Below are 25,218 nucleotides of genomic sequence, written 5' to 3' on the forward strand. Positions count from 1 at the left end.
CCAATATGGCGGATGAATAGCATAGCGCCGGACGATTAGGAACGATCATTCCTAGAATGATCGTTCCTATGCTGGTTCCCCTCTCGTCATGGATCTCAAGGAGGTCATGGCGAAAAATCTGCGTCGGACACGTCATGATAAAAAGCTGACGCAAGAGGAACTGGCCGACCGCGCCGGGCTGAGCATGCGCTATGTCGGGGCTATCGAACGCGGCGACGTGTCCGCGAGCGTGACCGTTCTCGGCCAGATTGCCGATGCCCTTGGGATCGAGCCCGGCGAATTGCTGAAAAGGTCAGAGGGGTCGGGCTGACCGTCCCATCTTGCCTGCGAGGGTGAGCAGGTTGTTCAATGCCGCGCTACGGTTGGACGGCGACCAGACGGCCGAGAACGGAACCGGCTCCAGTTCATCGGCGAACGGCAGGAAGACGATGCCGGTCGTCGGCAGCAGGGACGTTGCCGCGCCGACGATGGTGATGCCGAAGCTCTTTCCCACCATGGAAAGCAGCGTGCCGCGCCCCACGTCGAAGCGCAGGATCGACGGCGCGGGCCAGCGCCCGGCGAGGCGCAGAACGATATGGTCATGCACCTGCGGGCCGGTGCCGCCGTGCCGGACAAGGAAGGTCTCGCCCGCCAGATCGGCCCAGGTGACGGCAGGCTTCCCGGCGAGCTGATGCCCCTCCGGCAGCACGGCCAGAAGTGGTTCGGTCCAGATCGGTCGGGTATGGCAGTCGGGCAGCTCCGGCGTGCCGGCGACGAACGCTATATCCACCCGGTCGGCGCGAAGCTGCATCACCGCCTCGCGGGCCGTGCCTTCGATAATCTCCACGTCGATGCCGGGATGGTCTTCGCGATATTGCCCGATCAGTTCGGCGAGGAAGCTGCGCGGGATCAGGGCATGGATGCCGATGCGCAGCCGGCCGCACTCCCCTTGCGCCGCCATGCCGGCGGTCTTCACGGCATGGTCGAGTTGATCGACGCCGGCCGACACCCGTTCGACAAACAGGCGTCCGGCTTCGGTGAGCCGGACGCCTCGCGTGTTGCGCTCGAACAGGAGGATGCCAAGTTCTTCCTCCAATGCCCTGATCCGGGCGCTGACGCTCGACTGGCTGGTGCCGAGTGCCTGGGCAGCGCGGTAGAAGCTGAGATATTCGGCGACGGCGAGCGCCTGAATCAGCGACGCAAGGGGGATGCGCGACCCCAGCGCAGTCGGCATGCCCCCTTGGCGATCAATCATGAGTGCTGATCGACGCCGACGCATCGCTACCCCTTTGGCCAGTTTTGATGGTGATCATCAATAATGTAGGGGTGAGCGTGGCGGATCGGCCCATGGCGATGGACGCGGTTTCCGTCAGCATTGCCAAGGAGCGGCGGCGCATGATCGGTCCCGGCGTCGAGCGGATGGCTGTGCTCGATTTCGTGGTGATCGTGCTCGATGATATCGGGATCATTTGCGGGCCAGAGCCGCATGGCTGCGATCGCGCCAGATCCAGCCGCGATGGCCAACACCGCGAAAGCTATCGTCATCCCGAAACTTGCGCCGAGCCAACCCGCCAGCGGATAGGTCACGAGCCATCCAGCATGCGACAGCGCGAACTGCGCAGCGAACAGCGACGGCCGATCTTCCGGGTGTGCGGAGCGACGCAGCAGGATACCACCTGGCGTCATGACAGCGGAACCGGCAGCGCCCAGCAAGAGCCAAAGAACCAGAATCGACCACCAGTTCTGGTAAAACGCGGCGATCGCGAGCAACACCGGCAAAGCCACTGCGCCCGTGATCATGACGCCGCGCGGTGATCTGCCTTTGAGGAGTTTAAGCAAGGCGATGGCGACGACCATGGAACCAGCCCCATAGGCAGCGAAGAACCATGCCACGTCACCTTCCGTGCCCCCGAAGCCTGCACGAACGATGACCACCGTGTTCACGATCACCATTGCGCCTGATGCCGCCGCGGCAAAGCTGAGGGCCAGCAACCCACGCAAGCGGGGAGTCGAGAAGTAAATCCAGGCGCCGCGTGTCAACCGCTCCACGAAGCTGCGCTGAACGGCCTTCACGACGGGCAGCGTGACCGACAGCACCAGGATACCCGACGCCACAAAGCCGATGGCATTTCCGACGAACAACCAGTGGAAGCTGATGACCGTCAGGAGCAACGCCGCGAGTAGAGGGCTGGCAAGGGATTCGAGATCATAGGCCAGCCGCGACATGGAGAGCGCGGCCGTGTATTCCTCCTCATCAGGAAGTACATCGGGGATTGTCGCCTGGAAAGTCGGCGTGAACGCCGCCGAGCAGGACTGGAACAGGAAGACCAGCACATAGATCTGCCAGATCTCCGAGACAAAGGGTAGCAGCAGGACCATCCCTGCCCGAATGAGATCAAGAGTGACGAGCAATGCGCGGCGCGGCATCCAGCCGGCCAAGGCGCCGGCAAAGGGGGAAACGCCAACATAGGCGATCATCTTGACGGCCAGCGCCACGCCCAGCACCTGGCCCGCATCCGCGCCGGCGATATCGTAAGCGAGCAGGCCGAGCGCGACGGTCGTGAGGCCCGTCCCGATCAGGGAGAGAACCTGCGCAGCGAAGAGATTTCGATAAGTTCGGTTGGCGAGGATCGAAAGCATGGTGATCCTAACGGCAGGCGGAAACTTCGCGCCCCGCCGATCCAAACAGGATCACGTCGAAGCGCTCGCAGGTCGTGCCTTCGACCGGCGGGCTGAATTTCCTTTCAACCGAGAAATTGTTCTTCACCGGAACGCTCATTGCCGCCTCCTAACCTTCGTCAACGGGTGTCAAACAGCACCGTGCGCCTTCCAAGGGTTGGAAGGTCAAGACCCTATTTCATCTTGATTTCCAACAACCCAAACCAAACTCGCACTCGATTGAAAGCAGCAGGTTCAACCTTCGTACTACCGCTCAGACAGGAAGCGGAACGATGAACCTTCCATGCAGAGCCAAAGACGCGAGTGCCGAAATCGCGACGTGCTTCGGATGCTCCGCTGATTTTCGCTAGTCATCGGCATGGTCCTCGTCGATGTGGGTCATTGGGGAGGCGGGGCAGTCATGTGGTGCCTCTGACTTAGATTTCCCGTGGCCCGAGAAAGCGTCCGAAGCTCCGGGTGGTCGGGCCGAACAGGAACGCTTCATAGGGCTCGGGATCGACTCCGGGAAAATCCATGCCGGGCGAACCGGCAGGCATTCCGGGCACGGCCAGCCCCGTCGCGTCAGGCCGCTCGGCCAGCAGGCGGCGGATCGCCGCGGCAGGCGCATGGCCCTCGACCACATAGCCCCCCACCTCGGCGGTGTGGCACGATGCCATATCGGCTGGCACGCCGAGCCGCTGCTTGAGGCGGTCCATGTCGGTGGATTCTACCACTTGCACCGGGAAGCCTGCGGCCTCGATATGCGCGACCCAGCCATCGCAGCAGCCGCAGGATGGATCCTTGGTGACGTTCACCAGGGGCAGCGTTTCGGCATGTCCCGATCCTGCCATGGTCATCAGCAGGGGCAGCGCGCCGGCGGCCGTCAGAACGGTGCGCCGGCTGATGTGGTGATCGATTCTCATCGTCAAACCTCGTTTCATGGATTCATTGTCTCGCTGTCACGGTCCGCATGCGGCGCACAAAGGGGTGAGCAGCAAATCGAAGCCCGCGACACTCCCATCGTCACAGCTTCACCCTCCGCAAACGCGCAGCATTGGCGATGACACTGACCGACGACAGCGCCATTGCGGCCGCTGCGATGATCGGCGACAGCAGGATGCCGAAGAATGGGTACAACACGCCCGCCGCCACCGGCACGCCCAAGGCGTTGTAGATGAAGGCGAAGAACAGGTTCTGGCGGATGTTGCCCATGACCGCCTCCGACAGCCGCCGCGCGCGGACGATGCCTGTCAGATCGCCCTTCAGCAGCGTGACGCCCGCGCTCTCCATCGCCACATCGGTGCCGGTGCCCATGGCGATGCCGACATCGGCGGCGGCGAGCGCCGGCGCGTCGTTGACGCCGTCGCCCGCCATCGCGACAACCTCGCCCGCCGCCTTGTGCCGCTGCACCACCGCGCTTTTCTGATCGGGCAGTACCTCGGCCTCGACCTCGTCGATGCCGAGCTGGCGGGCGACCGCCTTCGCCGTCGTCCAGTTGTCGCCGGTCAGCATGACCACCCGGATTCCCTGCGCCTTCAGCGCGGCAAGCGCCTCCGGCGTCGAGGGCTTGACCGGATCGGCGATGGCGAAGATGGCAGCAACCCGGCCCTCCACTCCCATGAAGATCGCGGTTGCCCCGTCCTCGCGCAGCCGGTCGGCCTCATCGGCCAGCGGCGCGACATCGACGCCTTGTTCGGCCAGGAACTTTGCATTGCCAAGGGGGATGCGCTTGCCCTCGACCGTGCCGTAAGCGCCTTTGCCGGTCGGGGAGTCGAAATCCGTGACTGATGCGGTCACGATCCCGCGCTCCTCGGCCGCGCGCACGATGGCGAGCGCCAGCGGATGCTCGCTGGCCCGCTCCACGCTGGCGGCAAGCCGCAGGGACTCCTCCTCGGTGAACCCCGGCGCAGGAACGATGGCGGTGACGGCGGGCCGGCCCTCGGTCAGCGTACCGGTCTTGTCGACTATGATGGTATCGACCTTCTCCATATGCTCCAGCGCCTCGGCGTTCTTGATCAGCACGCCCGCCTGTGCGCCACGCCCGACACCGACCATGATCGACATCGGCGTCGCCAGCCCGAGCGCGCAGGGACAGGCGATGATCAGCACGGAAACCGCCGCGATCAGACCGAAAGAGAAGCGCGGCTCCGGTCCCCAGATCGACCAGGCGATGAAGGCAAGGACTGCGACCACGATCACCGTCGGCACGAACCAGCCCGACACCTGATCGGCGAGGCGCTGGATCGGCGCGCGACTACGCTGCGCCTCGGCGACGAGCTGGACGATCTGCGACAGCATGGTGTCGCGGCCGACCTTCTTCGCCTCGATCACCAGCGCGCCGGACTGGTTCATGGTGCCGCCGATGGCGGTGGCGCCCACCTCCTTGGTGACCGGCATCGACTCGCCAGTCACCATCGATTCATCGACGGCGCTGCGTCCTTCCAGAACTTCGCCATCGACCGGCACCTTCTCGCCGGGACGCACCCGCAGGCGGTCGCCGACATGAACGGTGTCGAGTTGAACCTCCTCCTCGGTGCCGTCGTCACGAATGATCCGGGCGGTCTTGGGGGCGAGGTCGAGCAGCGCCCGGATCGCGCCGCTGGTGCTCGCGCGCGCCCGCAATTCCAACACCTGCCCGAGCAGCACGAGCACAGTGATGACCGCGGCCGCCTCGAAATAGACCGCGACCGAGCCGTCATGCTGGCGGAATGCATCTGGGAAGATGCCCGGCGCCAGCGTGGCGACCACGCTGTATATCCACGCCGTTCCCGTGCCCATGGCGATCAGTGTGAACATGTTGAGGCTGCGGTTGACGAGCGACTGCCAGCCACGCTGGAAGAACGGCCAGCCCGCCCAGAGAACGACTGGCGTTGCGAGGATCAGTTGCAGCCAGTTCGAGACCTGCTGGCCGATGGTGTGAGTCAGACCGAACAGATGCCCGCCCATCTCGAGAACGAATACCGGGATCGCCAGAACAAGGCCGATCCAGAAGCGGCGCGTCATGTCGATCAGTTCGACATTGGGTTCGGCCTCAAGGCTGACCAGCACCGGCTCCAGCGCCATGCCGCAAATCGGGCATGATCCGGGGCCGACCTGCCTGATCTCGGGATGCATCGGGCAGGTATAGACCGTTCCCTCGTGAACCGGTTCTTCCTTCGCCGCCGCCACTGCCGGATCGAGATAGCGGTCGGGGTCGGCCAGAAACTTCGCATGGCATCCGGCAGAGCAGAAGTAATAGGGCCGACCGGCATGCTCGGCCTTGTGCTGGGTCGTGTGGGGATCGACCATCATACCGCAAACCGGGTCCTTGACCTTGTGCGTGTCGTCCTGCGCGACGGCCGCGTGATCATGCGCATGACCTTGGGCGGTATGAGCGTGTCTCTGGTTCTGATGATCGTGTTCGGTCTTGCTGGCCATTTTCACGCGTCCTCGGCGTCTAAGCTTGCTCTTTGCCTATTCTGCGCCTTCCAACCGTTGGAAGGTCAAGAGGTGATCGGAGTCCAGAGTTCCTGCCATCAGCGGTGAGCCAGCCCGAAATGACGAGTGCTTTGCGATCACCACTCGCGGACATGTGGCCGGCATGGCCACCGTTAGACATTGACATGAGTTCACTCCTTGTTGCCAAAGGAGGACGCCGGTGCCGGCGTCCTCTGCCAGCGCCGCCTATGCGCTGACCGCGAATTCGGTCATCATGCCTGTTTCAAGATGCGGCATATGATGGCAATGCAGCATCCAGCGCGCGGCTTCTCCGGCATCGAGTGCCACGTCGACCATCGACATCGGCGGCACATACACCGTGTCCCGCCGCGCGCCCGTGACCGCACGTCCATTCAGCCCGACGACCTGGAACACATGGCCGTGGAGATGCATCGGGTGACCCATCATCGACATATTGTGGAAGGACAGCACGATCCGTTCGCCGCGCCTCGCGGTAACCGGGCGATGCTGGCCCCAGACGGCACCGTTGATCGTCCACACATAGGGCTGCATCGAGCCGCCCAGCATCACCATGTGGCTGCGGTCCACCGGCCGGTCCGGCAAGGTCTCAGAGGCGATCAGGCGCGTCTCCTGCGCAAGGTCGGTGTCAAAGGCCGGTGCTTCGGTTTCTGCCAAAGCATCAATGTGCCGTATCTCGGCGCCCGGAGTGGCAAGGATCAGACCGGTGCGCTCCGGCGCGCCTTCTCGCAGCGCGAGGATCGGCCAGGCACCGCCCTCCGAAGGCAGGTCGATCTCAAGGTCGAGCCGTTGGCCCATGGCCAGACCGAACCTCGTGCCGGAGAGTGGCTGAACGGCATGGCCATCAACCGCGACGAGCCGGGCCTGCGCTTCGCCGGTGTCGAGCCAGAACACAGTCGCCGCAGCGGCGTTGATAACCCGCAGGCGGATACGCCCGCCGCGCTCGACCTGCACCACTTCCGGGTCCGAGAGCGTGCGATCGTTGGCAAGATAGGCGTCCCAGTCGTAGTCGTTGAGGTCCATCGCCATATTGTCCATGGACCCCATTCCCATCATGCCACCCATGGCGCCGTGATCCATGCCATTCATCGGCATGTTTCCCATCGCGCCGTGGTCCATACCGGACATTCCGCTCGTGCCTGCGCCTTCGCCGCTTCCGTGACTGCCCGTGGCGCCATGGCCGGACTTGATGTCAGCCATCACCTCCTCGGGCGCCTTGAACGAGAAATCATGCAGAAACAGCACCACCTCCTGCCGGTCAGCCGCGACATCCTCGGCGCTGCGCACGATCAGTGGCGCGGCCAGAAGGCGCATCTCGTGCAGCGGCACATGCGCGTGCATCCAGTAGGTGCCAGGCAGAGGTGCGAAGTCATAGGCGCGTGTCTCGCCGGGGGCGAGCATCGGCAAGGGCATGTCGGGCACGCCATCCTGCGCATTGGGCGGGATCTGGCCGTGCCAGTGAATCAGTGTGGCGGTATCGAGTTCGTTTGTTAGATCCACCCGGAAGGCCATGCCGGGATCGAGTGTCAGGCCCTGTCCTGATGGCCCGGCAAGACCCCAGACAGTGGCGGCGCGTCCGTCGATGTCCAGCGTCCGGCTGGCGGCGCGAAGCGACAGCGGCGTGGCGTCCTGCGCTGTCGCCATCCGGGGCACATGAGCGTAGGCCAGCATGGCTGCGCCAGCGGCGAGAAAGCCGCGTCGTGAAAGGGTATTCATGGTCGTCTCCTCGGGACAGCAGTCCCGTTTCTCAAAGCTGTCGGAAGACCACGGGCCGAAGCCCGGGCGCGATCAGAGGAGACGGATCTTCGGAGGACGCTCGTTCAGACCAAGCGCCCGACCGGCGATGCTTGCATCAGGCGGCAGGACATAGATGGTTGGCGTGTATTGGTTTCCAGAACCACTGCTCGGTGATATGAGAAAGAGCGAAAAACCTGCACAAACCAGTTCACAGGTTCCCGCATCCATATCTGCCGATCCGCAGTGTTTGCTGCTGCATGCAGGCTCGATGCCGGCTGCGGAGTTCATCATCTCGTTCACATGAACAGCTTGATCTGGCGTTATGCTCATGCGTACAGCGTGCGCGGAGAGCACCATCGTCATGACGGCGACCGCGACTATGGCAAGCATGGATACAACACGCGCAAACATACTGGAAAGATAGGCGCTGCTTACCGGAATGTCTATTGCAGATGGCGTCGCACCTCTGGCAAGTCTTCTTGACTCTCTCGTGAGTTGCAATTCCTCGCTACTGAACATGCGTGCCATGCGAAAGAAGCTCCAAATTACTTTCTGGTCAGGGTCGCTCCTCGGAGGTGCGATCGTGGCAACATTGGCTGGATGGCATTACGCCCGTTCCGGGTCCACCGTTGCGGCATCAGCGGAGGTCGTCGAGCAGGGCCGACAAGTCTATGCGGATCAATGCGCGTCTTGCCACGGCGCGAATCTGGAAGGGCAGCCGGACTGGCGCTCGCCGCTTCCCTCTGGTCGGCTCCCCGCACCGCCGCACGACGAAAGCGGCCACACCTGGCACCATGCCGATGAGATGCTGTTCCGCATCGTCAAGGAGGGTACAGCGGCCATCGTCGGAGGGAGCTATGAGAGCGACATGCCTGGTTTTGCCGATGCCCTGAGCGACGGCGAGATCCGGGCTGTCCTCGCTTTTATCAAGAGTACCTGGCCGGAACGAGAGCGCGGATATCAGGAGGAGGTTTCCCGCCGCCGCTGAGGTTCGGAGTCCCGCCTACGCGGGCAGTTGTTGACCTGCGAAGTCGGCATTGACCCGTCCCGTTTCCGGCTCATCCATCCTTGGGCCTCACTGAACGGATGATGTCTTAATGATGCCGCTGACATTTTTTCGGAGACACAGGAAGTTCACCAATAGCCAGGTAAGCTCGAGACAACGGCTTGTGCGAAGCTGTGGCGCCGAGCCCTCGCGCATCAATCAGTTCAAGAGCCTGCAATAGCTTCTCGGCAACTTCCATGTCGCCGTCCGAGCACGCCCGTTTGAACAGGTGCAGGATTTCGCCGGCAAGCGTCATGGCTATTGCTTCCTGGCGCCGTGGCCGCTCAGTTTCGCCTTCGCCGAAACGACGGGCCTCGTGTGCTCGAACCTGTTCCCTGTCGCGCCCGAACGATCGCGGGTGCGCGTGGGGCTGGTTTCAGGACCATCAGTCGCGGACAGTTCATCGATGATCGGGCAGTCCGGCCGGGCATTGCCCCGGCAGTTCTCGGCCAGATGCTTGAGCATCATGCTCATTTCCCTGAGTTCGCGCGCCTTCCGTTCAAGTTCTTCGACATGCTCGAGCGCCACGCGCTTGACGTCCGCGCTCGCCCGGCTCCGGTCTCGCCACAGGGCAAGCAATTCCGTCATTTTCTCGACCGAGAAACCGAGATCGCGCGCACGCCTGATAAAACGCAAAGTATGCACGTCCTTGTCGGAGTAATCCCGGTATCCGCTATCCGTTCGCGACGCTTCCGCGATCAATCCGATCGATTCGTAGTAGCGGATCATCTTCGCCGAGACGCCCGATGCCGCCGCTGCCTTTCCGATGTTCATCGCTGGTTCCTTTCTTCGATTTATGTAGGTGCTTCTTCGGGCGTAAAAAACACGTCCGCATGTATGTCCTCGCCGCGCAAGCCCAACTCGCGAAGCATGATGCCGGCAGCATCGATCATGGCAGGCAGTCCGGCCATATATGCCTTCCAGCCATCGAGGTCCTGCACGTCACTCACGATCGCATCCGTTACCAACCCAGTTCGGAAGTGATCGGATCGCCTCACTTCCGAAAGCACGGGTGTGAAAGTGAGGTTGTCGTAGGCGCTCGCCAGAAGACTGAAATGGTCGACGAGATAGAGATCGCGTTCCGTCCGCGCCCCGAAATAGAGATGGATCGGCTGTTGCAGGCCGCTTGCCAACGCCGTTTCGACAATCGACTTGATCGGCGCCAGTCCCGACCCGCCGGCAACCGCCAGAATTGGACCCGTATGCTGTTCGCGCAGAAACGAGCTGCCGAGCGGCCCGCGAACCGAAACCTCGTCACCGACCTTGAGCGACCTGGCGACGTGTTCGCTGGTCGCTCCGCCGGGGACATGCCTTATGTGAAATTCGAGGCAGGATCGACCCGGCTGGTTCGCCATCGAATAGTCGCGCGCCGGAACACCATCGAACGTCAGCTGCGCATACTGGCCCGCCTTGAACGCGATGGCCTCTTCCGTTTCGACCTCCAGCCTGATCTGCCGGATGTCGTGGGTTGCGTCATCGATCGCGACGACCCGCGTCCGATAGGTGCGGACGGGAAGATCAAGCTGTTCTTCCTCCTCATCGAGCCACGCGACGGTGCAATCCGTGAGCGGCTGCGCGCGGCATGCAAGGATCAATCCCTCAGCCCGCTCATCGTCCGTCAGGGAAAAGCGTGTATGCGGCAGAAGATCGACCTCGCCGCTGAGCAGTCGGGACTTGCACGAGCCGCAGCGGCCCGAACGGCATCCATGAGGATATGCGATCCCTTCTTCCAGCGCTCTCTCCAGAATGGTTCGGCCATCCGGCACGTCGATGATGCGCCCCGCCTGCCGAATTTCGATTTGTCTTGCCATGACGATCTCCCTCAAGCGGCACCCGATGACAGGGCTTCCGCCAGGCGAGGTTTCTGGTCGGCGAACGTTCCGTAAAAGACCTGTTCATTGATGATCGTGATCGGGGCAACGCGCACGCCGGTCCGCGCTTTCGCCTCTTCGGCGATCTGCGGATCCGACAGGTCCAGCTCTTCGAATGAGACGCCTTGATCAACAAGCCAGCGTTTGACCGCATGGCAATCGGGGCAGGTTGGCGTGGTATAAAGCACCACCGACGGAGTTTTCGTGTAGGTCATCGCTTCATTTCTTTAGGTGTGGCGAGCCTGCCGGAGCAGGCTCGCCTGTTCTCACTCCGCGGGCGCGAGTTCAGGCTGACGGGGCCGGACTGCACCGATTTCCGCCTGCGCGGGCGCGCGGAAGGTCTTGAGCCTCAGCGCATTGCCGAGCACGAAGACGCTCGACAGGGCCATGGCGCCGGCGGCAAAGACCGGCGACAGCAGGATGCCGTAGGCCGGATAGAGCAGGCCAGCGGCAACGGGGACCAGAGCCGTGTTGTAGGCAAAGGCCCAGAACAGGTTCTGCCGGATGTTGCCGATCGTCGCCTTCGACAACGCGATCGCGTTCGGCACACCTTGCAGGCTGCCCGACATCAGCACCACATCGGCGGCCTCGATCGCGATGTCCGTACCGGTGCCGATGGCAAGGCCCACATCCGCCTCGGCCAGCGCCGGCGCGTCATTGATGCCGTCGCCGACAAAGGCGACCTTGCCGTGCTCGGCCTTGAGGCGGCGCACCGCGTCGACCTTGCCGTCCGGCAGCACTTCTGCCACCACCTCGTCGATCCCCAGCCGAGCCGCAATGGCTTTTGCCGTGCGCTTGTTGTCGCCGGTGATCATCGCGACCTTGAGGCCGAGATCGTGCAGCGCCTTGATCGCCGCAGGCGTGGTCTCCTTGATCGGATCGGCCACGGCGATGACCGCCGCGAGCTTGCCGTCGATCGCCGCATAGAGCGGTGACTTGCCCTCATTGCCGAGACGTTCGGCAATTTTTGCGAAGGCAGCCACGTCATGGCCGAGGTCTGCCATGTAGCGGTCAGCGCCGATCTCGACGCGCTTGCCGCCGCTCACGGCCTTGACGCCGAAACCCGTCACCGATTCGAAGTCCGACACGGCCGGCAGCGGGATGTTCCCCCCGGCGGCCGCATCCACGATCGCACGGGCGATCGGATGCTCCGACTTCGCCTCGACGGCCGCCACCAGACCGAGGACATCTGCCCGGTCGAAACCAAGGGCCAGTTCCAGATCGGTGAGCGCAGGCTTGCCTTCGGTCAGCGTGCCCGTCTTGTCGACGGCGACGACCCTGGCGTCCTTGAGCAGTTGCAACGCTTCGCCCTTGCGGAAGAGCACGCCAAGTTCCGCACCGCGGCCCGTGCCCACCATGATCGAGGTCGGCGTCGCCAGACCCATGGCGCAGGGGCAGGCGATGATCAGGACGGCGACGGCATTGACCAGAGCGAATGTAAGTGCCGGTGACGGCCCAAACCAGAGCCAGGCCGCGAAGGTCAGGGCCGCTACGGCGAAGACCGCCGGTACGAACCACATCGTCACCTTGTCGACCAGCGCCTGGATGGGCAGCTTGGAGCCCTGTGCCTCCTCGACCATGCGGATGATCTGCGACAGCACGGTGTTGCCGCCGACCGCCGTCGCACGGATGGCAAAGGCACCCTTCTGGTTCACCGTTCCGGCCACGACCTCGCTGCCATTCGTTTTGGACACCGGGATCGGTTCGCCCGTGATCATCGATTCGTCGACATAGCTCTGGCCTTCGATGACCTCGCCATCCACCGGGATGCGATCGCCGGGACGAACCTCGACGATGTCTCCCGACAGCACGGCGTCGATCGGCAGTTCGACCGTCTTGCCGTCCCTGCGCACGCGCGCCATCTTGGCCTGAAGGCCAACGAGACGCTTGATCGCCTCAGAGGTGCGTCCCTTGGCACGAGCCTCCAGCAGGCGACCGAGCAAGATCAGCGTCACGATGACGGCGGCTGCCTCGAAATAGACATTCACCGTTCCGGCAGGCAGGAAACCGGGCGCGAAGGTCGCGACCAGCGAATAGCCATAGGCGGCGAGCGTGCCGACCGCGACCAGTGAATTCATGTCGGGGGCGAGCCGCCACAGGGCGGGCAGCCCCTTGTCATAAAAGCGGATACCCGGAACGAACAGCACGATGGTCGTCAACAGGAACTGGATGTACCAGTTCATCTGCATGCCGATGGTCGAAGCGATCAGGTCATGCATGCCCGGGACGACGTGCGAGCCCATCTCCAGGATAAAGACAGGCACCGTCAGCACCGCCGCGATGGTGAAATCGCGCGTCAGTTCACGGCGCTCCGCTTCCTTCTTTTCGGAACGATCATCCGTCTCGCCCTGGCTGGTTCCTGCCGCCGTGGCGATCACCCTGGCGTCGTATCCCGCGCCCTCAATGGCAGCCACCAAAGCCGCCGCATCGGCGCTGCCCTGGATCGTGGCCTTCTCGGTCGCGAGGTTGACGACGGCATTGGTGACGCCGGGTACGGCCTTGAGCGCCTTTTCGACGCGTCCCACGCAGGATGCGCAGGTCATGCCCTCGATCGCCACTTCAAGCGAGGCTGCCGTTGGCGCGGAGAAGCTTGCCGCAACCTCATAGCCTACATCCTCCACGGCCTTGACGAGCGTGGCAGGATCGACCGCAGCGTTCGTGGTGATGCTCGCCTTTTCTGTCGCCAGATTGACGACCGCATCGGCGACGCCAGGCACGGCCTTGAGGGCTCTTTCGACACGACCTACGCAGGATGCACAGGTCATCCCCTCAATGGGGAGTGATATCGTTCCAGACAAGTCTGTTGCTCGAACGGGGGCATTCATAGCCGCCTCCTTTTTTGTCCCGAAATTCCAGTTCGGACAGAAGATGGGGCTTCCAACCATGGGAAGGTCAAGAGGACAAAAAGAGAAAAATCGCTATTGACCTTCCCATGGTTGGAAGCCCTACATCCGGCAGCGTGAGACCGAAACAAGGAGAATTCTCATGGAACTCAGAATCGAGAACATGACCTGCGGCGGCTGCGCGAAATCCGTCACCAAGGCGATCCAGTCAGTCGACCCCACCGCCAGGGTGGAGACGAATCCGGAAGCGCGCGCGGTTAAGGTCGAGACGACTGCTACGGCGGGGGCTCTTCAGCAGGTTCTCGAAGAAGCCGGCTATCCTGCAACTGTAAACTGACCAGGAGCTGCGTCATGAACAAGCTCACCCCGATCTTCATTGCCGGCGCGTTCGTCATTGCCGGCGGACTCGCCTACGCACAGTCCCAGATGGACGAGCAAGGCCAAGGAGCGACCATGAATCACGGTGAACATGCCGGACACGGCGCCGGCACGCCTTCGGATAACCCTGTCATTCGGGCCTACAGGCAAGCCAACGACAAGATGCATGCCGATATGGCGATCGAATTTACGGGCGATGCGGATGAGGATTTCATGCGCGGCATGATCCCCCATCACCAGGGCGCCATCGACATGGCTCGTGTCGTTCTCGAACACGGATCAGACCCCGAGGTGCGAGCACTTGCTGAGGAGGTCATCTCCGCCCAGGAGGCGGAAATCGCGCAGATGCAGGAATGGCTGGCCAAGCGCGGCCAATGACACGGTGAAGGGCGGATCAATTCCGCCCTTTTCCTTTGCCGGTCATCAGCACGATGACAGTTGCCACCGCGAAGGCGACAAGCACTCCATCGGTTCGCCTACGATCAAGGCAAACGGCTGCGGTGGACACAGAACGACGCCCGGAACCCTGCTTAGATAATGGTGATGCGTCCGCTGCCTCGACCAGGGATAGTAGCGTATCGGCCAGATTCCTGACCGTAAGCAACCCGACCCGAAGCTCGCCAACAGCGGCGATCAGATTCTCGGCTCTGATCTTCATGGATTGATCTCCTTTGCTTGTCTGGGATGATAATCCTTCCCACCGTTGGAAGGTCAACCCTACTGATGATCACGACAATGGGCAAAGCAGTCGGAAGGTGCCGACGAGAGATTTATTGATCGGAAGGAACCCAAGGTGGCTCTCGAGCCTTAATATACCCATATGGGGTATTTAACGGCGATGTGCCAGAAGAACAACAAAGCCCTCCGCACGAGGCTCAACCGGATTGAAGGACAGGTGCGCGGGGTCGGCCAGATGGTCGCGGATGACCGCTACTGCATCGACATCCTGCACCAGGTTCACGCGATCAAGGCCGCTCTCGCCAAGGTCGAGACTGAAATCCTGAAGTCCCATGCCGCCTGCTGCGTCGAGGATGCGATCGCCTCGGGGAACGCCGCGCAGCAGCGCGCGAAATTTACCGAGCTGGTCGAGGTCTTCGCCAAGGCGAAGCTATAGACATCAAAGGAACCGAAAATGGCATCTGGAAAACACGCCGAACTGCACCGGATGGTGACGCCCGAACATACCTGTCCCTACGGTCTCAAATCCCTCGATCTTCTGAAACGTGAGGGTTACGCAGTCAACGACCATGAACTTACTTCCCGCGCCGAAATTGACGCCTTTAAGGAAGAGCATGGTGTGGAGACCACACCGCAGACCTTCATCGATGGCAAGCGCATTGGCGGTTATGACGATCTCCTCGCTTTTTTCGGCAAGGAGGTGAAGGACAAGGACGCTACCACCTACACGCCTGTGATCGCACTGTTCTCGATGGCAGCGGCAATGGCGCTGGCGGCGAGCTGGGCTGCGTTCGGAAGTCTCCTCACCGTCGAGGCGGCAGAGTGGTTCATCGCCATTGCCATGTCCCTGCTCGCCTTACAGAAGCTGAAGGACGTGGAGGGCTTCGCCACCATGTTCCTGAACTACGATCTGTTGGCACAGCGGTGGGTGCGTTACTCCTATATTTATCCGTTCGCCGAGGCTTTGGCAGGCATTCTCATGATCGCCGGAGCCTTGATGTGGCTGTCGATTCCGGTCGCCCTCTTCATCGGCACAATCGGAGCCATCTCCGTCTTCAAGGCGGTCTATATCGATAAGCGCGAACTCAAATGCGCTTGTGTCGGCGGAGACAGCAACGTGCCGCTCGGATTTGTGTCGCTGACCGAAAACCTGATGATGGTCGGAATGGCCATCTGGATGCTGCTCAAGCCGATGGGCGTGGGTCTTGGGCATTGATTAAGCGCAGCGGGAGAGACGAGATGACCCAATCATCCGACACCAACAAACGGCACCACGAGAACCACGGCGCAGGCCGTCCCTATCTGATGTTCTGGATCAACATGGCGCTCGGTCTGGTCGTCATGTACGTCGTGATGTTTTCGATGATCGACGGTCTGCATGACTTTCGGAACAATCTCAACATGTTCTACATGGCCGTGACCATGTGGGCGCCGATGGGCATCTTCATGCTGGCGACAATGCCGGGCATGTTTCTAAGAAGGGCTCTCAATCTCGCGCTCTATGCGGCGTTCATCGTCCTGACGATCGGGTCGTTTGCGGCGACGCGCGCACAAACCTTCATCGACGATCGTCAGTTTATCGACTCGATGATCCCCCATCATTCGGGAGCTATCCTGATGTGTCGGGAGGCCGATATCAGAGACGCCGAACTGGTTGCATTGTGCGACGATATAATCCGCGCGCAACGGTCTGAAATCGAACAGATGGAGCAGATCAAAACACGTCTCGACAATGCTGACTGACTATTCTGAGACACGAGCACTTATGGTGTCGCTGCTCGAACAACTGGGAAAAGTGCGACACACTAGATACCCAGGCCTTTCGATCGCCCCAACTGCCACGACACCGAACCACCCTGCACGACGCCCATGACCTCGCGGCCAAGCTGACGGTCGATGACCGGCCGCCACGGGACAAGCGTGAACTCATAGCTCTTTTCGACGATGGCGAACTTGCCGCTGGATAGCTGCACGGTGCCGGTGAACTTGCCGTTGACGTTCTCGCTATCTGTGGCGGCACGGAACGGCAGCCCCTTGCTCTCCGCCATCTCCGCGCCGACGCGGGCAACCTCCCGCTCGCGCAGCGTGGCTAGCAGGTTGCGCCGGTATAACACGCGGCCGTCCCGCGCTCGGGTAGCGTCACCCTGTTCAACGTGATGCTCGCGGCGGCGGTCGATGGCCTCACGCACCTCCTGACCGAAACCCGCTGCTGCAAGGTCGGCGGTCTCGCCGTGGATCATCCGGCGGTCAAGCCAGGTCACGCCGTCCGCCCCGATCTGCTTTTCCAGATCGAAGGCCGACAGGGCGCGAACGCTGGCCTGCCGGGTGCGGCCAGCGTCATAGGCAGCGGCGCGGCTCTCGAAATCCTCGGGGATACGCCACTGGTCGGCGTCGATCCGCTCGGCGATTCCAGCGCGGCGTAGCGCCTCCAGTCGCCGAACATGCGCATCGACATAGCCCTCATAGTCGCCGCCGGGAACGCGGCCCTCGAATTTCGCCTGCTCCAGATGGCGGCTCGGCCGATAGATGCCGTCCTCGGCGATGGCGGCAATGGTGCGGTCGGACGGTCGGGCCGTCGCCTCGGCACGGCCGATCTCGATGACGCCGCCGATCCGGGCATCCTCCAACTGCATGGGGTCGATGTTGGCGATATGGTGCGTCCGCCCGTCGATCCCGTCCACGACGATGGTGAGATTGTCGCCCAGTTCGTTGGCGAGATATTTGTCGAGGACGCGGCCGGTGACAGGCGTTGCGGGTGCGCCCTCATGGATGCGGAAGGTCATCGGATCGCGCTCAAGCCCATCGGCGGCGAGCGATCTTTGCATGGTGCGGATAATGTCGCCGCGCTCGCCCAGCTCGCGCAGCGTCAGTTCAAGCCGCTCGTTCAATTCCCAGACGCCGGGCGCGTGTTCGGTGGCGAGGCCCATCCGCCCCAGCTTGGAAAGCCGACGCAGGCGAAGGCTGCGCTCGAACTGCCGCTTCGGCTCCCCCGGCTCGTGGCGCAGGTCGATGAACCGTCCGTCGGCTTCCTCAGCCATGGCTCGGTCGATGCGGGTGAATCGGTCCTGATCTATTTCGGCGGTGAGCTTGCGGGTCTGCTCGATCTCGGTCACGGGGCCGAGTTCGAGGCTGGCAAGCTCGCTGGCGCGCTCGCGGATGCCGTGAACGATGTAGTCGCCGTTGATGACCAGATCTTGCCCCAGCTCGTCCTTGCCCCGGACGATGACATGCACATGGGGATGGCCGGTGTTGTAGTGGTTGACCGCAACCCAATCGAGCTTGGTTCCGAGGTCGCCTTCCACCCGGCCCATGAGGTCGCGGGTATAGGCTGTGAGGTCGGATAGCTCTGCCCCGTCCTCGGGCGAGACGATGAACCGGAACTGGTGGCGGTCGTCCTGGCCGCGATCAATGAAGGCGTCGCGGTCGGCGCGGTCTTCGGTGGCGGAATAAAGCTGTCCGCGCTCGCCGTCGCGCGAAGTGCCGTCCCGCTGGATATAGCGAAGATGGGATTGCGCCTTATGGCCCTTTCCGGGGTGGAGGATGTAGCGCTGCTGGACGATGACGCGACGCGCGCCCGGCTGCCGGTGATGCCAGCCGCCGCCGAGGTTGCGAGTGCGGACGAAGATCGCGCCGCGCCCGCGCTTCACGCCCTTGCCGCTCGACAGGACCACATGCGAACCGGCCGGGGTTACGGGCGTGAACGCCGCCGTTCCGAAACCGACGCGGGGCGACGTGCGGCGCTGCTGCCGGGCGATCTTCTTGGCTTGCGTGAGAAAGCTCTTGGTCTTGCCCGCGCGCGGCGTGTCCGAGCGGATACGGCCGGGCTTCGGCCGGAAGCGGTTTTCGTCATCGGCGCTCATGGATGCGCCTCCGGCCAAAATGGTGGAAAATCGGGCAATCGGCGGCCATGGTGCCGGTCGAAATCCCGCAAAGCCAAGGCGTTGCGCGAAATCGCGGCACTCCACGCCTCAAATCCATGGTGCCGGAATCGGCCGCCCAACCAGTGTGCAGACAACAACAATTTCGGAAACCGGCCCGATATGGTGCCGGTTTCTTCAATCTTGCCCTCCTTCCTTTTCGCCCTTTCCGCCCTTCCTGCCGGGAATCCAGCCAGGCGCAAACCTGCCCGACTGGACACCGGAACGGATCGCGCCGAGGGCGGGAACGCCGTCCTCATGGCGTTCCCCCATCGTCGGCGCGGGCCACGAAAATGCTGCCGGCCTGCGGCGCGTGACGAAGAGCGGGGCTTCGCGCCAGTCGGGCGGCGGTGGCGGTGCCGATACCATGGTATCGGATGCAGCCGCGCCGCCGAGAACCGGCGCGAGCGCGGCCACATAGGCGCGGGTTTCGGCGGGCAATGCGCGGCCGGTCGCAAGGTATTCATCGTAGCGACCGGGACCGGCATTGTAGGCCGCCAGCATCGCCGCGACATTGCCGTAGCGGTCGAACATCTCGCGCAGATAGGCCGTTCCTGCGAGGATGTTGTCGCGCGGCTCGTAGGGATCGCGGCCGAGCCGATGACGGGTGCGCAGGCCCGCCCAGGTGTCGGGCATGACCTGCATCAACCCCATCGCGCCGGCCGTTGAGACCGCGCGCACGTCGCCCGCGCTTTCGGCGCGCAGCACGGCGCGAATCCAGAGTTCGGGGATGCCGAAGCGCTGCGACGCCTCGGCAATGTGAGCGGCATGAGGATGGGCGGCGGACTGAGCGGCCGGCGTCGATTGCGCGACCGCGAAAGCCGATCCGCCGCCGAACGACAGCACGCCGGCTACTATCAGGGCGGCATAGCGCCATGCCGCCCTGTCTCCGCCACGACACCAGCCTGCCAGCGTGCTCGCTGCGGTCAAGGGCAAGGCGCAAGCGCCGGCCGTTGGCCGCCCTTGACCTTCGCTGCGCGCGTCGGCCGTCTCGCGCCTGAGCGGGACGGCGGGATGAGCCGGTCCTTCCGCGAACAACGGGATGAGGGTCTTGAGTGCGGGAATGATGCGGGTTCGCATGGCCTTAGTCCCGCTCGTCGCGCGGTTTAGGGCGGCTCCAGTGCAGCGACCACGACGCGCCCGCATCGTCGTCGCGGAACAGGTTGGCGCGGATCGGATGCGGGAATGTGGGATCGTCCAGCAGCACGGAAAGATATTCGCCGGCCTTCTCGCCGGTGCGTTTCCAGGCTGCGCCGACCTCCGGGCCGGTTTCGTTGCTCATGCCGTCGAAGAGGTGAACGCGATAATCCGGTGCGTTCTCCGCATCGGACGGCTCTGCCGCGACGATGATGATGTCCTGATGCAGTAAGAGCGTCCCGAGGTTTCCGATGAAGCCGGCCTCGTCGCGCGTAAATTCACCAATCTGGGGCATGACATTCTCCTTGGCGGTGAGGTTGGAGAACCATCGGCGGGCACCGCTCCCGCTGATGGGGAAGCGGTCATTGCGTCGGCGCGCGCCATTCAAAGCGGCCGTCGCCTTCCTCGTCGGTCCAGATCGGGACCGCTCGGCCGATGACGGAATTTGCGGGGATGGGGCCGAAGTATCGGCCGTCGAGACTGTCGGGAACGTCCCAATTCATCAGGAAGAGTTCGCCGTCGCAGATGATGCGGCAGCCCTGCCAGACAGGGAGTTCGCGGCCGATCCGGTCATGCGCCAGCGCCTCGCCGATCTCGATTCCGTTGACCGTGATCGCGGAGCCGTCGCGGCATACGCGCTGTCCCGGCAAGCCGAGTACGCGCTTCAGGAGCGGGACGCCGCGTGCGACGTAACCCCGTTCGATCATGAAGGCGGCGAGCGGTTCGGGCGGCATGACGGCGACCAGCTCCGGCACGTCGAGCGCGTCGGCTGGCGCGACCGTGTAGAAGCCGATGGGCGCGCTGGCGGTGGCGTTCCAGATCAGTTTCGCAGGCCAATCGACGACGCTTGCGGCGGCGATACCGATGACGGCCAGCGCCGTTACCGTGAGGATGCGGCGGCACGTCATGGGTCGATCCTCTGGCGGCCGATCCATGCTGCATGCCGCTCGGGCGTGTAGGGATGCGGCTCCAGACCGACCGTCAGGCGGTTATGAACATGCCGCCAGTGCTCCGGCGATACGTCTGCCGGATCGAGGCCGAGCGCTTTCACGGCGTCGATGGCGGCAAGTGCGCGTTGCACCTTCGCCCAGCTACCGAGGCGCAACAGGATTTCGCCACCGGGGCGAACAAAGGGCAGCGTCTGGAACGGCTCCCCACGGCCGATGGCGCGCACGATGTCGATGCGGGAAATCACCGTGCCATGGTCGCCGGCCGCCCATCGCACGAAAGCGAATATGCTGTTCGGCGCGAAGCCGACGACGCTGCGGCGGCGGTCGATGATCTGTTCGTAGCTCTTGCGGCCGAAGCGTATCCAATGCTCGACCTTGCGCTTCTCGAAGGTCAGTTCGACCAATGTGGTGAAGGGTGCGGGGCCATCCGGCAGCGGACGGCCGGGCATGCGGCGGGCCGCTTTGCCGGTCATGGCTGATCTCCTTCGGAGGATGGAAATTCACGCGCGAGCAGGTCGCGCAGCATGTCGCTGGCGGTGATGCCGCGCCGGAAGGCGGCGACCTTGATGCGGCCGCGCAGCTCAGGCGTGACGTCTATGGTCAGGCGGGCGGTGAATGCTTCACCGGCGGCCTTTCCATCCGGCTGCGCCTCGGCCGCCCTGATCCAGCTTTCGGGATTGCCCGGCCGGGAGGCGAAGCCGGGCTTGCGGGTGCGTCCGGTCATGGCGCGGCCCTTCCGATGCGCAGCCGGTCGATCTCGGCGGCCAGCGCCGCGATTTCGCGCGCGGCGGGGCTGTCGCCGTCAATCTCGCTGGCGAGCCGGCCGGACTGCGCGGCGTCGGCGAAGACGACACGCTGGCCGATGGTGGCGGAGAGCATGGGCGGATCGTGATCGGCCAGCGTCTCGGCCGTCTCCCGCGCGATGACCGTGCGTATGCCGCAACGATTGAGAACGAAGCGGGCGGCAAGCTCGGGCCGGTAGATGCGTGCTTCCCTCAGAAGCGCCAGCATCTCGGCCGAGGCCCAACCATCGAAGGGGGACGGCTGCACCGGGATCAGCACGAGGTCGGCGGCGAGCAGCGCCGAGCGCATGAGACTGGCGACACGGGGCGGCCCGTCGATGACGACATGATCGGAATCGCGGGCCAGCTCCGGGGCTTCCCGGTGCAGCGTATCGCGGGCCAGGCCGAGGGTGCTGAACAGCCTCGGCAGCCCTTCATGGCTGCGCCGTTCGGACCAGTCGAGCGCGGAGCCTTGCGGGTCGGCGTCGATCAGCACGACGCGCCGTCCTTGCGCCGCCCAGGCTCCGGCGAGATGCAGCGCCAGCGTGGTTTTGCCGACGCCGCCTTTCTGATTGAGAACGGCGACGATCATGGCGCACCTCGCCGGGTGGCACCGGCACTGTCGTTTTTCCAGGTTTCGTGAATCGAACCGTCGGCAGAATCTTGCCTTTCCAATGGATTGGCGGAGAGCGACTCGTTCCAGGTTTGTGAATCGGGCTCGTGGTGATCCGGGTTTGCGTACTGGTTTCTGCGCAGATTTTGCGCCACCTGATCGTCGTTGATCGAGTGGACCGGCTTGGAAACCGAGGGGTTCTGGGCAGTATTCGGTTCCGGGTTCGTGAACCCGGTTCGCGTTTCCCGGAGCGAGTCCGCGAAACCTCGCCCCGGTTCGCGAAACCTGGCACCCCGACAGGCACCATGGATCGCGTGCGCGCGCGTCAAAGAAGAAGAGTTAGATTCTTTGTTAGATTCTTCTATAGAGTCCGGCGGGCGATTTGCGCCTAATGTCCCGATACTGCGTGCGCCTAATGTCCCGATAGGATTCACATGGTTATCCACAGGCACTGTGGATAGATTTTCGGGCAGGAAACGCAGCAACTCCCGGCCGTCTTCCCATTCGATCTGGAGGCAATAGCCGGGCAGCGACTGGCGGGCAGCGATCCGGCGCAGGTCGAGCGCGAAGTCGGACGGCCGGGCCGAACTACCGGATTTCTGGTGAAGGTGGGAAACCTCGAACGCCCAGCCCTCGGTCTGGCGTCCGGCATGCTTGCGGGCGACGCGATACAGCCAGCGCTCGATGCCGCCGGTCAGCCGGAAATAGGCCGGGTCGATGGTCAGCACCAGCGAGCGGTCGATGACGCTGTTGTAGAACCATTCGGGCAGGACAAATTCCATGCCCTCGACGCGGCCCGTGCGCGTCGTCATTTCCTCCCACTCGTTGATCCATGAAAACTGCCGCCGCCGCCAATGCCGGCCGTTGCGGATCGTCGTAGCGATGACGGTCGATTGCAGGCGCGCGAGCGCGGCCTTGAGCAACAGGTAATCCCGGTTGCCGGTGGCCCGCCCGATGGCGCGCAGGAGCTGATATGGCATGAAGCGGAAGAAGCGCGACGTGGTGAAACCGGCGTTCTCGGCCGCGACGATCTGGCTGGCAGCCCAGATGAGCACATCCGCATCCCAGATCGTCGCCATGCCATGTTCGGGCATGGCGAACACCTGCACCTCTACATCGGCGGCCCGGTAGAGGATCGGCGTAGTGCGGGGCCGCTTCGCCAGCGAGAAGAAGGGCCGCTCCATCAAATCGCGCTGGTCGCGCGGCGCGGCATCGCCGGTTGCGACCACGAAGGGATCGAGGCGGCTGCGCTCGCTGGCGTCGGTCGGCTGCGCGGGTCTATGTTCGTCGTCGCGCAACATTCAGCACTCATCCCGTTCTTTGGGTGTGAGCGGGCGTGCGGCGAAGACCGTGCCGGCGTTCTTGTCGCGGGTGGATTTGCGGGTGCCGATGGCGCTCCACGCTTCCAGATCGCGGACGGTGTAGAGAACGCGGCCGCCGACCTTGCGATAGGTCGGGCCGGTGCCGTAGGTGCGATGTTTCTCCAATGTGCGGATGGACAAGCCAAGGAAGCGCGCAGCTTCCTTTGTGCGCAACAGGCGCGGCGGCAGGTCCGCATTGCGGCGGATGGCCATGGGGTTCACCTCGTTCGTCGGTCGGGCTGCCGATGCCGGCAGCGGGCTATGGCGAACGATGGCGAGGGATCGGCGACCTGTAGCGTGCCGTATTTGCGCCTATGCGCTGGCGGCACCCCCCGCGAAGACGAAAAGCGGAACGATTTCAGTGGGGGCGTGGCCGTCGCGTTGAATTGGCGAAGACATTCGTGCGCGGTTCGGTTAAGACTACGGGCGGAGCAGACGCGCTGCTCTGGGGCTTAGTAACCCCTGTTGGCGGTTGGTGTCGGCCGTGACGGCACCACACTCCTTGACCCTATGGTCGGGGAGCCCATGGCGTATGTCCAGGGCTACCCGCCTAAAGGCCATGGGGCCGTCCAACACGGTTACTAACTCCCCGATCACCAGGTCAGAGGGGCCATTTGCGGGGGCGCACCGCAAGCTCGGCTCTTCCGGGTAAAAGGGGAACGACGATGCAAACACCCGTCGAACTCGATCCTGATGTAGGCGACGAAGCGCCAACGGGTAACAACATCACGCCATACGATGAACAGCACTACGTCACCTATCTGCGCCTTCTCGACGCGAAGGCGGAAGGCACGGACTGGAAGGAAGTTGCGCGGATCGTCCTGCACCGCGATCCGGTTGACGACGAAGCGCGAACGCTGCGTTGCTGGGAAAGCCACCTCGCGCGCGCCCAATGGCTTTCACGCGAGGGATATCGGCGCATCTTGGAACAGGCGGTCGCAGCTCAGCGCTGACTAGCGCTGGCGCTTCACTTGGCAGGCGGTTTGATCGGATAGTGCAGCAAGAGGCGGTAGCCGCCCCGCATCATCTTGATGCCGTGGGCAACCAGACGCCGGACCTGATTCTTGCGGGGATCGGCTTCCCAATCTTCCTTGCTCCCGCGAAAGCCGAGCAGAATTTCGGCAATGACGCGGTAGCTTTCGCCCCGCAGGCGAGCGTCGAGCGCGCGCAGGGACAAGGTGTGAAACTGCCGGAGCTGGGCGGGCATGGTTCGGAAGTCCGGGCCAGGTGCCCGTCCGCTGAGGGATCGCCATAGGCGGCGGGTCGCATGGGCGCGAAGCTCCATGAAGGAATCCATCAGCAGGGTAGCGGCATAGAAGGCGGCTGCATCGGGCACGGCCTCGGGCAGCCAGAATTGATGCGCGACGCCATCGACCTGCCAGATACCATGCCATCCGTCCGCCGCGTGCCGCAGATCAAGGCCGGACAGATGCGCCAGCGTCACTATAGGTTCTGTCGCGCCGTCCCGATGCTGGACGGGCGAAAGGAGAACAACTTGCGGCTGGAGGCTTGGAATCCAGAACAGGGATTGTCGGTCAGGTGGGGTTTCGGGGTCGGACGGGAAATCGCAACCCCCAACGCTTCGAGAAGGTTTCCAGTCGGCTGGCAGCCGGTTTCTTCAAGCGTGATATGGTCTCGAAGTCGCGATGATAGTCCTCATTGCGACGAAGATACTCCCAGGCGAATCCGGCGGCGGGGATGGTTTTTGCGTGCCCGTAAGCGCCCGGAACACGCCAATCAATACTCAACATGGCGTCACCTCCCTATACCGGGCGGCGCAGGGCAACGCCCGGATAGAGAGATTTCAAGAAGA

General features: G+C 63.4%; 31 protein-coding genes and 1 pseudogene. 8 read left to right on the top strand and 24 right to left on the bottom strand.

Features of this window, described 5'->3' with window-relative positions:
- Nucleotides 1–106 precede the first annotated feature (106 nt).
- Nucleotides 107–310, top strand: a complete 204-nt coding sequence (locus EPD66_RS07955) for a helix-turn-helix domain-containing protein (protein ID WP_255448412.1) — start codon at nt 107–109, stop codon at nt 308–310.
- Here EPD66_RS07955 and EPD66_RS07960 read toward each other — a convergent pair.
- The 7 genes from EPD66_RS07960 to EPD66_RS07985 form a co-directional block, all read right to left on the bottom strand.
- Nucleotides 293–1,213: a LysR family transcriptional regulator gene (locus EPD66_RS07960; RefSeq protein WP_142847959.1), complete on the bottom strand. Its 921-nt coding sequence runs from the start codon at nt 1,211–1,213 to the stop codon at nt 293–295. The two genes, EPD66_RS07955 and EPD66_RS07960, sit on opposite strands and share 18 nt — an antisense overlap.
- Nucleotides 1,214–1,260: 47 nt before the next feature.
- Nucleotides 1,261–2,619, bottom strand: a complete 1,359-nt coding sequence (locus tag EPD66_RS07965; RefSeq protein ID WP_142847960.1) for an MFS transporter — start codon at nt 2,617–2,619, stop codon at nt 1,261–1,263.
- Nucleotides 2,620–2,626: 7 nt separating this feature from the next.
- A complete protein-coding gene (locus tag EPD66_RS24585; protein ID WP_255448413.1) occupies nt 2,627–2,758 on the bottom strand; it encodes a hypothetical protein in 132 nt (43 codons plus the stop codon).
- 316 nt (nt 2,759–3,074) lie between these two features.
- Nucleotides 3,075–3,560 carry a DUF411 domain-containing protein gene (locus EPD66_RS07970; RefSeq protein WP_142847961.1) on the bottom strand — a complete coding sequence of 162 codons (486 nt, stop codon included), beginning with the start codon at nt 3,558–3,560 and terminating at the stop codon, nt 3,075–3,077.
- 100 nt (nt 3,561–3,660) lie between these two features.
- Nucleotides 3,661–6,054, bottom strand: a complete 2,394-nt coding sequence (locus tag EPD66_RS07975) for a heavy metal translocating P-type ATPase (RefSeq protein WP_142847962.1) — start codon at nt 6,052–6,054, stop codon at nt 3,661–3,663.
- 246 nt (nt 6,055–6,300) lie between these two features.
- Complete coding sequence (locus tag EPD66_RS07980) at nt 6,301–7,809, bottom strand: multicopper oxidase family protein (RefSeq protein ID WP_142847963.1); 1,509 nt, start codon at nt 7,807–7,809, stop codon at nt 6,301–6,303.
- A 72-nt stretch (nt 7,810–7,881) separates the two neighbouring features.
- Nucleotides 7,882–8,358, bottom strand: coding sequence for a hypothetical protein (locus EPD66_RS07985; RefSeq protein ID WP_221930915.1), 477 nt, complete (start codon nt 8,356–8,358; stop codon nt 7,882–7,884).
- Nucleotides 8,359–8,413: 55 nt separating this feature from the next.
- Here EPD66_RS07985 and EPD66_RS07990 point away from each other — a divergent pair, with 55 nt between their 5' ends.
- Entirely contained in the window at nt 8,414–8,818 is a 405-nt protein-coding gene (locus EPD66_RS07990; RefSeq protein ID WP_255448414.1) for a cytochrome c, read from the top strand.
- A gap of 106 nt (nt 8,819–8,924) precedes the next feature.
- On the opposite strand, the gene EPD66_RS07995 is transcribed toward EPD66_RS07990, so the two are convergent.
- Genes EPD66_RS07995 through EPD66_RS08015 form a run of 5 tightly spaced genes read right to left on the bottom strand, consistent with a single transcriptional unit; the run spans nt 8,925 to nt 13,571 of the window.
- Nucleotides 8,925–9,131: a hypothetical protein gene (locus tag EPD66_RS07995; RefSeq protein ID WP_142847965.1), complete on the bottom strand. Its 207-nt coding sequence runs from the start codon at nt 9,129–9,131 to the stop codon at nt 8,925–8,927.
- 2 nt (nt 9,132–9,133) lie between these two features.
- Entirely contained in the window at nt 9,134–9,649 is a 516-nt protein-coding gene (gene cueR, locus EPD66_RS08000) for a Cu(I)-responsive transcriptional regulator (RefSeq protein ID WP_142847966.1), read from the bottom strand.
- A gap of 20 nt (nt 9,650–9,669) precedes the next feature.
- Nucleotides 9,670–10,686, bottom strand: coding sequence for a 2Fe-2S iron-sulfur cluster-binding protein (locus EPD66_RS08005; protein WP_142847967.1), 1,017 nt, complete (start codon nt 10,684–10,686; stop codon nt 9,670–9,672).
- Nucleotides 10,687–10,697: 11 nt separating this feature from the next.
- The gene (locus EPD66_RS08010) at nt 10,698–10,961 is read right to left on the bottom strand and encodes a glutaredoxin family protein (protein ID WP_142847968.1); all 264 of its coding nucleotides are present in this window, start codon (nt 10,959–10,961) and stop codon (nt 10,698–10,700) included.
- Nucleotides 10,962–11,012: 51 nt separating this feature from the next.
- A complete protein-coding gene (locus EPD66_RS08015) occupies nt 11,013–13,571 on the bottom strand; it encodes a heavy metal translocating P-type ATPase (protein ID WP_142847969.1) in 2,559 nt (852 codons plus the stop codon).
- Nucleotides 13,572–13,731: 160 nt separating this feature from the next.
- Between EPD66_RS08015 and EPD66_RS08020 the strand changes: the two genes are divergently transcribed.
- Nucleotides 13,732–13,926: a heavy-metal-associated domain-containing protein gene (locus EPD66_RS08020; protein WP_142847970.1), complete on the top strand. Its 195-nt coding sequence runs from the start codon at nt 13,732–13,734 to the stop codon at nt 13,924–13,926.
- A 14-nt stretch (nt 13,927–13,940) separates the two neighbouring features.
- Nucleotides 13,941–14,345: a DUF305 domain-containing protein gene (locus EPD66_RS08025; RefSeq protein ID WP_142847971.1), complete on the top strand. Its 405-nt coding sequence runs from the start codon at nt 13,941–13,943 to the stop codon at nt 14,343–14,345.
- 16 nt (nt 14,346–14,361) lie between these two features.
- Here the strand turns inward: EPD66_RS08025 and EPD66_RS08030 are convergent, their stop codons facing one another.
- Nucleotides 14,362–14,625: a hypothetical protein gene (locus tag EPD66_RS08030; RefSeq protein ID WP_142847972.1), complete on the bottom strand. Its 264-nt coding sequence runs from the start codon at nt 14,623–14,625 to the stop codon at nt 14,362–14,364.
- A gap of 180 nt (nt 14,626–14,805) precedes the next feature.
- On the opposite strand from EPD66_RS08030, the gene EPD66_RS08035 reads away from it, so the two are divergent.
- The 3 genes from EPD66_RS08035 to EPD66_RS08045 are packed head-to-tail and all read left to right on the top strand — an operon-like array spanning nt 14,806 to nt 16,388.
- Complete coding sequence (locus EPD66_RS08035) at nt 14,806–15,081, top strand: metal-sensitive transcriptional regulator (protein WP_142847973.1); 276 nt, start codon at nt 14,806–14,808, stop codon at nt 15,079–15,081.
- Between the two features lie 18 nt (nt 15,082–15,099).
- Entirely contained in the window at nt 15,100–15,861 is a 762-nt protein-coding gene (locus EPD66_RS08040) for a MauE/DoxX family redox-associated membrane protein (RefSeq protein WP_142847974.1), read from the top strand.
- A 23-nt stretch (nt 15,862–15,884) separates the two neighbouring features.
- A complete protein-coding gene (locus EPD66_RS08045) occupies nt 15,885–16,388 on the top strand; it encodes a DUF305 domain-containing protein (RefSeq protein WP_142847975.1) in 504 nt (167 codons plus the stop codon).
- Nucleotides 16,389–16,450: 62 nt separating this feature from the next.
- On the opposite strand, the gene EPD66_RS24795 is transcribed toward EPD66_RS08045, so the two are convergent.
- The 9 genes and pseudogenes from EPD66_RS24795 to EPD66_RS08090 form a co-directional block, all read right to left on the bottom strand.
- Nucleotides 16,451–18,505, bottom strand: coding sequence for a relaxase/mobilization nuclease and DUF3363 domain-containing protein (locus EPD66_RS24795; protein WP_142847976.1), 2,055 nt, complete (start codon nt 18,503–18,505; stop codon nt 16,451–16,453).
- A gap of 195 nt (nt 18,506–18,700) precedes the next feature.
- Nucleotides 18,701–19,642 carry a lytic transglycosylase domain-containing protein gene (locus EPD66_RS08055; protein WP_255448416.1) on the bottom strand — a complete coding sequence of 314 codons (942 nt, stop codon included), beginning with the start codon at nt 19,640–19,642 and terminating at the stop codon, nt 18,701–18,703.
- A gap of 4 nt (nt 19,643–19,646) precedes the next feature.
- Complete coding sequence (locus tag EPD66_RS08060; RefSeq protein ID WP_142847977.1) at nt 19,647–19,994, bottom strand: DUF736 domain-containing protein; 348 nt, start codon at nt 19,992–19,994, stop codon at nt 19,647–19,649.
- A gap of 67 nt (nt 19,995–20,061) precedes the next feature.
- Nucleotides 20,062–20,607: a conjugative transfer signal peptidase TraF gene (gene traF / locus EPD66_RS08065; protein ID WP_142847978.1), complete on the bottom strand. Its 546-nt coding sequence runs from the start codon at nt 20,605–20,607 to the stop codon at nt 20,062–20,064.
- Complete coding sequence (locus EPD66_RS08070; protein WP_142847979.1) at nt 20,604–21,122, bottom strand: DUF2840 domain-containing protein; 519 nt, start codon at nt 21,120–21,122, stop codon at nt 20,604–20,606. Before EPD66_RS08070 ends, traF begins: the two co-directional genes overlap by 4 nt.
- Complete coding sequence (locus tag EPD66_RS08075) at nt 21,119–21,373, bottom strand: hypothetical protein (RefSeq protein WP_142847980.1); 255 nt, start codon at nt 21,371–21,373, stop codon at nt 21,119–21,121. Before EPD66_RS08075 ends, EPD66_RS08070 begins: the two co-directional genes overlap by 4 nt.
- Complete coding sequence (gene parA, locus EPD66_RS08080; RefSeq protein ID WP_142847981.1) at nt 21,370–22,023, bottom strand: ParA family partition ATPase; 654 nt, start codon at nt 22,021–22,023, stop codon at nt 21,370–21,372. The genes EPD66_RS08075 and parA overlap by 4 nt, the downstream gene beginning before the upstream one ends.
- Before the next feature lie 401 nt (nt 22,024–22,424).
- Nucleotides 22,425–23,345, bottom strand: a pseudogene (locus tag EPD66_RS08085) (replication initiator protein A); the annotation flags it as partial.
- A complete protein-coding gene (locus EPD66_RS08090) occupies nt 23,346–23,618 on the bottom strand; it encodes an AlpA family transcriptional regulator (RefSeq protein WP_142847982.1) in 273 nt (90 codons plus the stop codon). It lies immediately after the preceding pseudogene.
- 452 nt (nt 23,619–24,070) lie between these two features.
- Here EPD66_RS08090 and EPD66_RS08100 point away from each other — a divergent pair, with 452 nt between their 5' ends.
- On the top strand, nt 24,071–24,358 hold the full coding sequence (locus tag EPD66_RS08100) for a DNA -binding domain-containing protein (protein ID WP_142847983.1): 288 nt from the start codon (nt 24,071–24,073) through the stop codon (nt 24,356–24,358).
- A 14-nt stretch (nt 24,359–24,372) separates the two neighbouring features.
- On the opposite strand, the gene EPD66_RS08105 is transcribed toward EPD66_RS08100, so the two are convergent.
- Together EPD66_RS08105 and EPD66_RS24800 are read right to left on the bottom strand one after the other, a co-directional pair.
- Complete coding sequence (locus EPD66_RS08105; protein ID WP_255448417.1) at nt 24,373–24,849, bottom strand: DUF2285 domain-containing protein; 477 nt, start codon at nt 24,847–24,849, stop codon at nt 24,373–24,375.
- Between the two features lie 91 nt (nt 24,850–24,940).
- Nucleotides 24,941–25,156 carry a transcriptional regulator domain-containing protein gene (locus EPD66_RS24800; RefSeq protein WP_142847985.1) on the bottom strand — a complete coding sequence of 72 codons (216 nt, stop codon included), beginning with the start codon at nt 25,154–25,156 and terminating at the stop codon, nt 24,941–24,943.
- Between the last annotated feature and the right edge of the window lie 62 nt (nt 25,157–25,218).

This window comes from Telmatospirillum sp. J64-1, from assembly GCF_006980715.1.
Taxonomy (GTDB): Bacteria; Pseudomonadota; Alphaproteobacteria; order Rhodospirillales; family Magnetospirillaceae; genus Oleiliquidispirillum; species Oleiliquidispirillum nitrogeniifigens.

What these genes read in the sequence shown, in the direction of transcription:
- EPD66_RS07955 (WP_255448412.1), top strand. Translation starts at nt 107, where the DNA reads ATGGCGAAAAATCTGCGTCGGACACGTCATGATAAAAAGCTGACGCAA.
- EPD66_RS08040 (WP_142847974.1), top strand. Translation starts at nt 15,100, where the DNA reads ATGGCATCTGGAAAACACGCCGAACTGCACCGGATGGTGACGCCCGAA.
- EPD66_RS08030 (WP_142847972.1), bottom strand. Translation starts at nt 14,625, where the DNA reads ATGAAGATCAGAGCCGAGAATCTGATCGCCGCTGTTGGCGAGCTTCGG.
- EPD66_RS07985 (WP_221930915.1), bottom strand. Translation starts at nt 8,358, where the DNA reads ATGGCACGCATGTTCAGTAGCGAGGAATTGCAACTCACGAGAGAGTCA.
- EPD66_RS24795 (WP_142847976.1), bottom strand. Translation starts at nt 18,505, where the DNA reads ATGAGCGCCGATGACGAAAACCGCTTCCGGCCGAAGCCCGGCCGTATC.
- EPD66_RS08035 (WP_142847973.1), top strand. Translation starts at nt 14,806, where the DNA reads ATGTGCCAGAAGAACAACAAAGCCCTCCGCACGAGGCTCAACCGGATT.
- EPD66_RS07995 (WP_142847965.1), bottom strand. Translation starts at nt 9,131, where the DNA reads ATGACGCTTGCCGGCGAAATCCTGCACCTGTTCAAACGGGCGTGCTCG.
- EPD66_RS08005 (WP_142847967.1), bottom strand. Translation starts at nt 10,686, where the DNA reads ATGGCAAGACAAATCGAAATTCGGCAGGCGGGGCGCATCATCGACGTG.
- EPD66_RS07975 (WP_142847962.1), bottom strand. Translation starts at nt 6,054, where the DNA reads ATGGCCAGCAAGACCGAACACGATCATCAGAACCAGAGACACGCTCAT.
- EPD66_RS08070 (WP_142847979.1), bottom strand. Translation starts at nt 21,122, where the DNA reads ATGACCGGCAAAGCGGCCCGCCGCATGCCCGGCCGTCCGCTGCCGGAT.
- EPD66_RS07965 (WP_142847960.1), bottom strand. Translation starts at nt 2,619, where the DNA reads ATGCTTTCGATCCTCGCCAACCGAACTTATCGAAATCTCTTCGCTGCG.
- EPD66_RS07980 (WP_142847963.1), bottom strand. Translation starts at nt 7,809, where the DNA reads ATGAATACCCTTTCACGACGCGGCTTTCTCGCCGCTGGCGCAGCCATG.
- EPD66_RS08010 (WP_142847968.1), bottom strand. Translation starts at nt 10,961, where the DNA reads ATGACCTACACGAAAACTCCGTCGGTGGTGCTTTATACCACGCCAACC.
- parA (WP_142847981.1), bottom strand. Translation starts at nt 22,023, where the DNA reads ATGATCGTCGCCGTTCTCAATCAGAAAGGCGGCGTCGGCAAAACCACG.
- EPD66_RS08100 (WP_142847983.1), top strand. Translation starts at nt 24,071, where the DNA reads ATGCAAACACCCGTCGAACTCGATCCTGATGTAGGCGACGAAGCGCCA.
- EPD66_RS08090 (WP_142847982.1), bottom strand. Translation starts at nt 23,618, where the DNA reads ATGGCCATCCGCCGCAATGCGGACCTGCCGCCGCGCCTGTTGCGCACA.
- EPD66_RS08015 (WP_142847969.1), bottom strand. Translation starts at nt 13,571, where the DNA reads ATGAATGCCCCCGTTCGAGCAACAGACTTGTCTGGAACGATATCACTC.
- EPD66_RS24800 (WP_142847985.1), bottom strand. Translation starts at nt 25,156, where the DNA reads ATGTTGAGTATTGATTGGCGTGTTCCGGGCGCTTACGGGCACGCAAAA.
- EPD66_RS07970 (WP_142847961.1), bottom strand. Translation starts at nt 3,560, where the DNA reads ATGAGAATCGATCACCACATCAGCCGGCGCACCGTTCTGACGGCCGCC.
- EPD66_RS24585 (WP_255448413.1), bottom strand. Translation starts at nt 2,758, where the DNA reads ATGAGCGTTCCGGTGAAGAACAATTTCTCGGTTGAAAGGAAATTCAGC.
- EPD66_RS08060 (WP_142847977.1), bottom strand. Translation starts at nt 19,994, where the DNA reads ATGCCCCAGATTGGTGAATTTACGCGCGACGAGGCCGGCTTCATCGGA.
- EPD66_RS08020 (WP_142847970.1), top strand. Translation starts at nt 13,732, where the DNA reads ATGGAACTCAGAATCGAGAACATGACCTGCGGCGGCTGCGCGAAATCC.
- EPD66_RS08025 (WP_142847971.1), top strand. Translation starts at nt 13,941, where the DNA reads ATGAACAAGCTCACCCCGATCTTCATTGCCGGCGCGTTCGTCATTGCC.
- traF (WP_142847978.1), bottom strand. Translation starts at nt 20,607, where the DNA reads ATGACGTGCCGCCGCATCCTCACGGTAACGGCGCTGGCCGTCATCGGT.
- EPD66_RS07960 (WP_142847959.1), bottom strand. Translation starts at nt 1,213, where the DNA reads ATGCCGACTGCGCTGGGGTCGCGCATCCCCCTTGCGTCGCTGATTCAG.
- EPD66_RS08055 (WP_255448416.1), bottom strand. Translation starts at nt 19,642, where the DNA reads ATGCGAACCCGCATCATTCCCGCACTCAAGACCCTCATCCCGTTGTTC.
- EPD66_RS08045 (WP_142847975.1), top strand. Translation starts at nt 15,885, where the DNA reads ATGACCCAATCATCCGACACCAACAAACGGCACCACGAGAACCACGGC.
- cueR (WP_142847966.1), bottom strand. Translation starts at nt 9,649, where the DNA reads ATGAACATCGGAAAGGCAGCGGCGGCATCGGGCGTCTCGGCGAAGATG.
- EPD66_RS08075 (WP_142847980.1), bottom strand. Translation starts at nt 21,373, where the DNA reads ATGACCGGACGCACCCGCAAGCCCGGCTTCGCCTCCCGGCCGGGCAAT.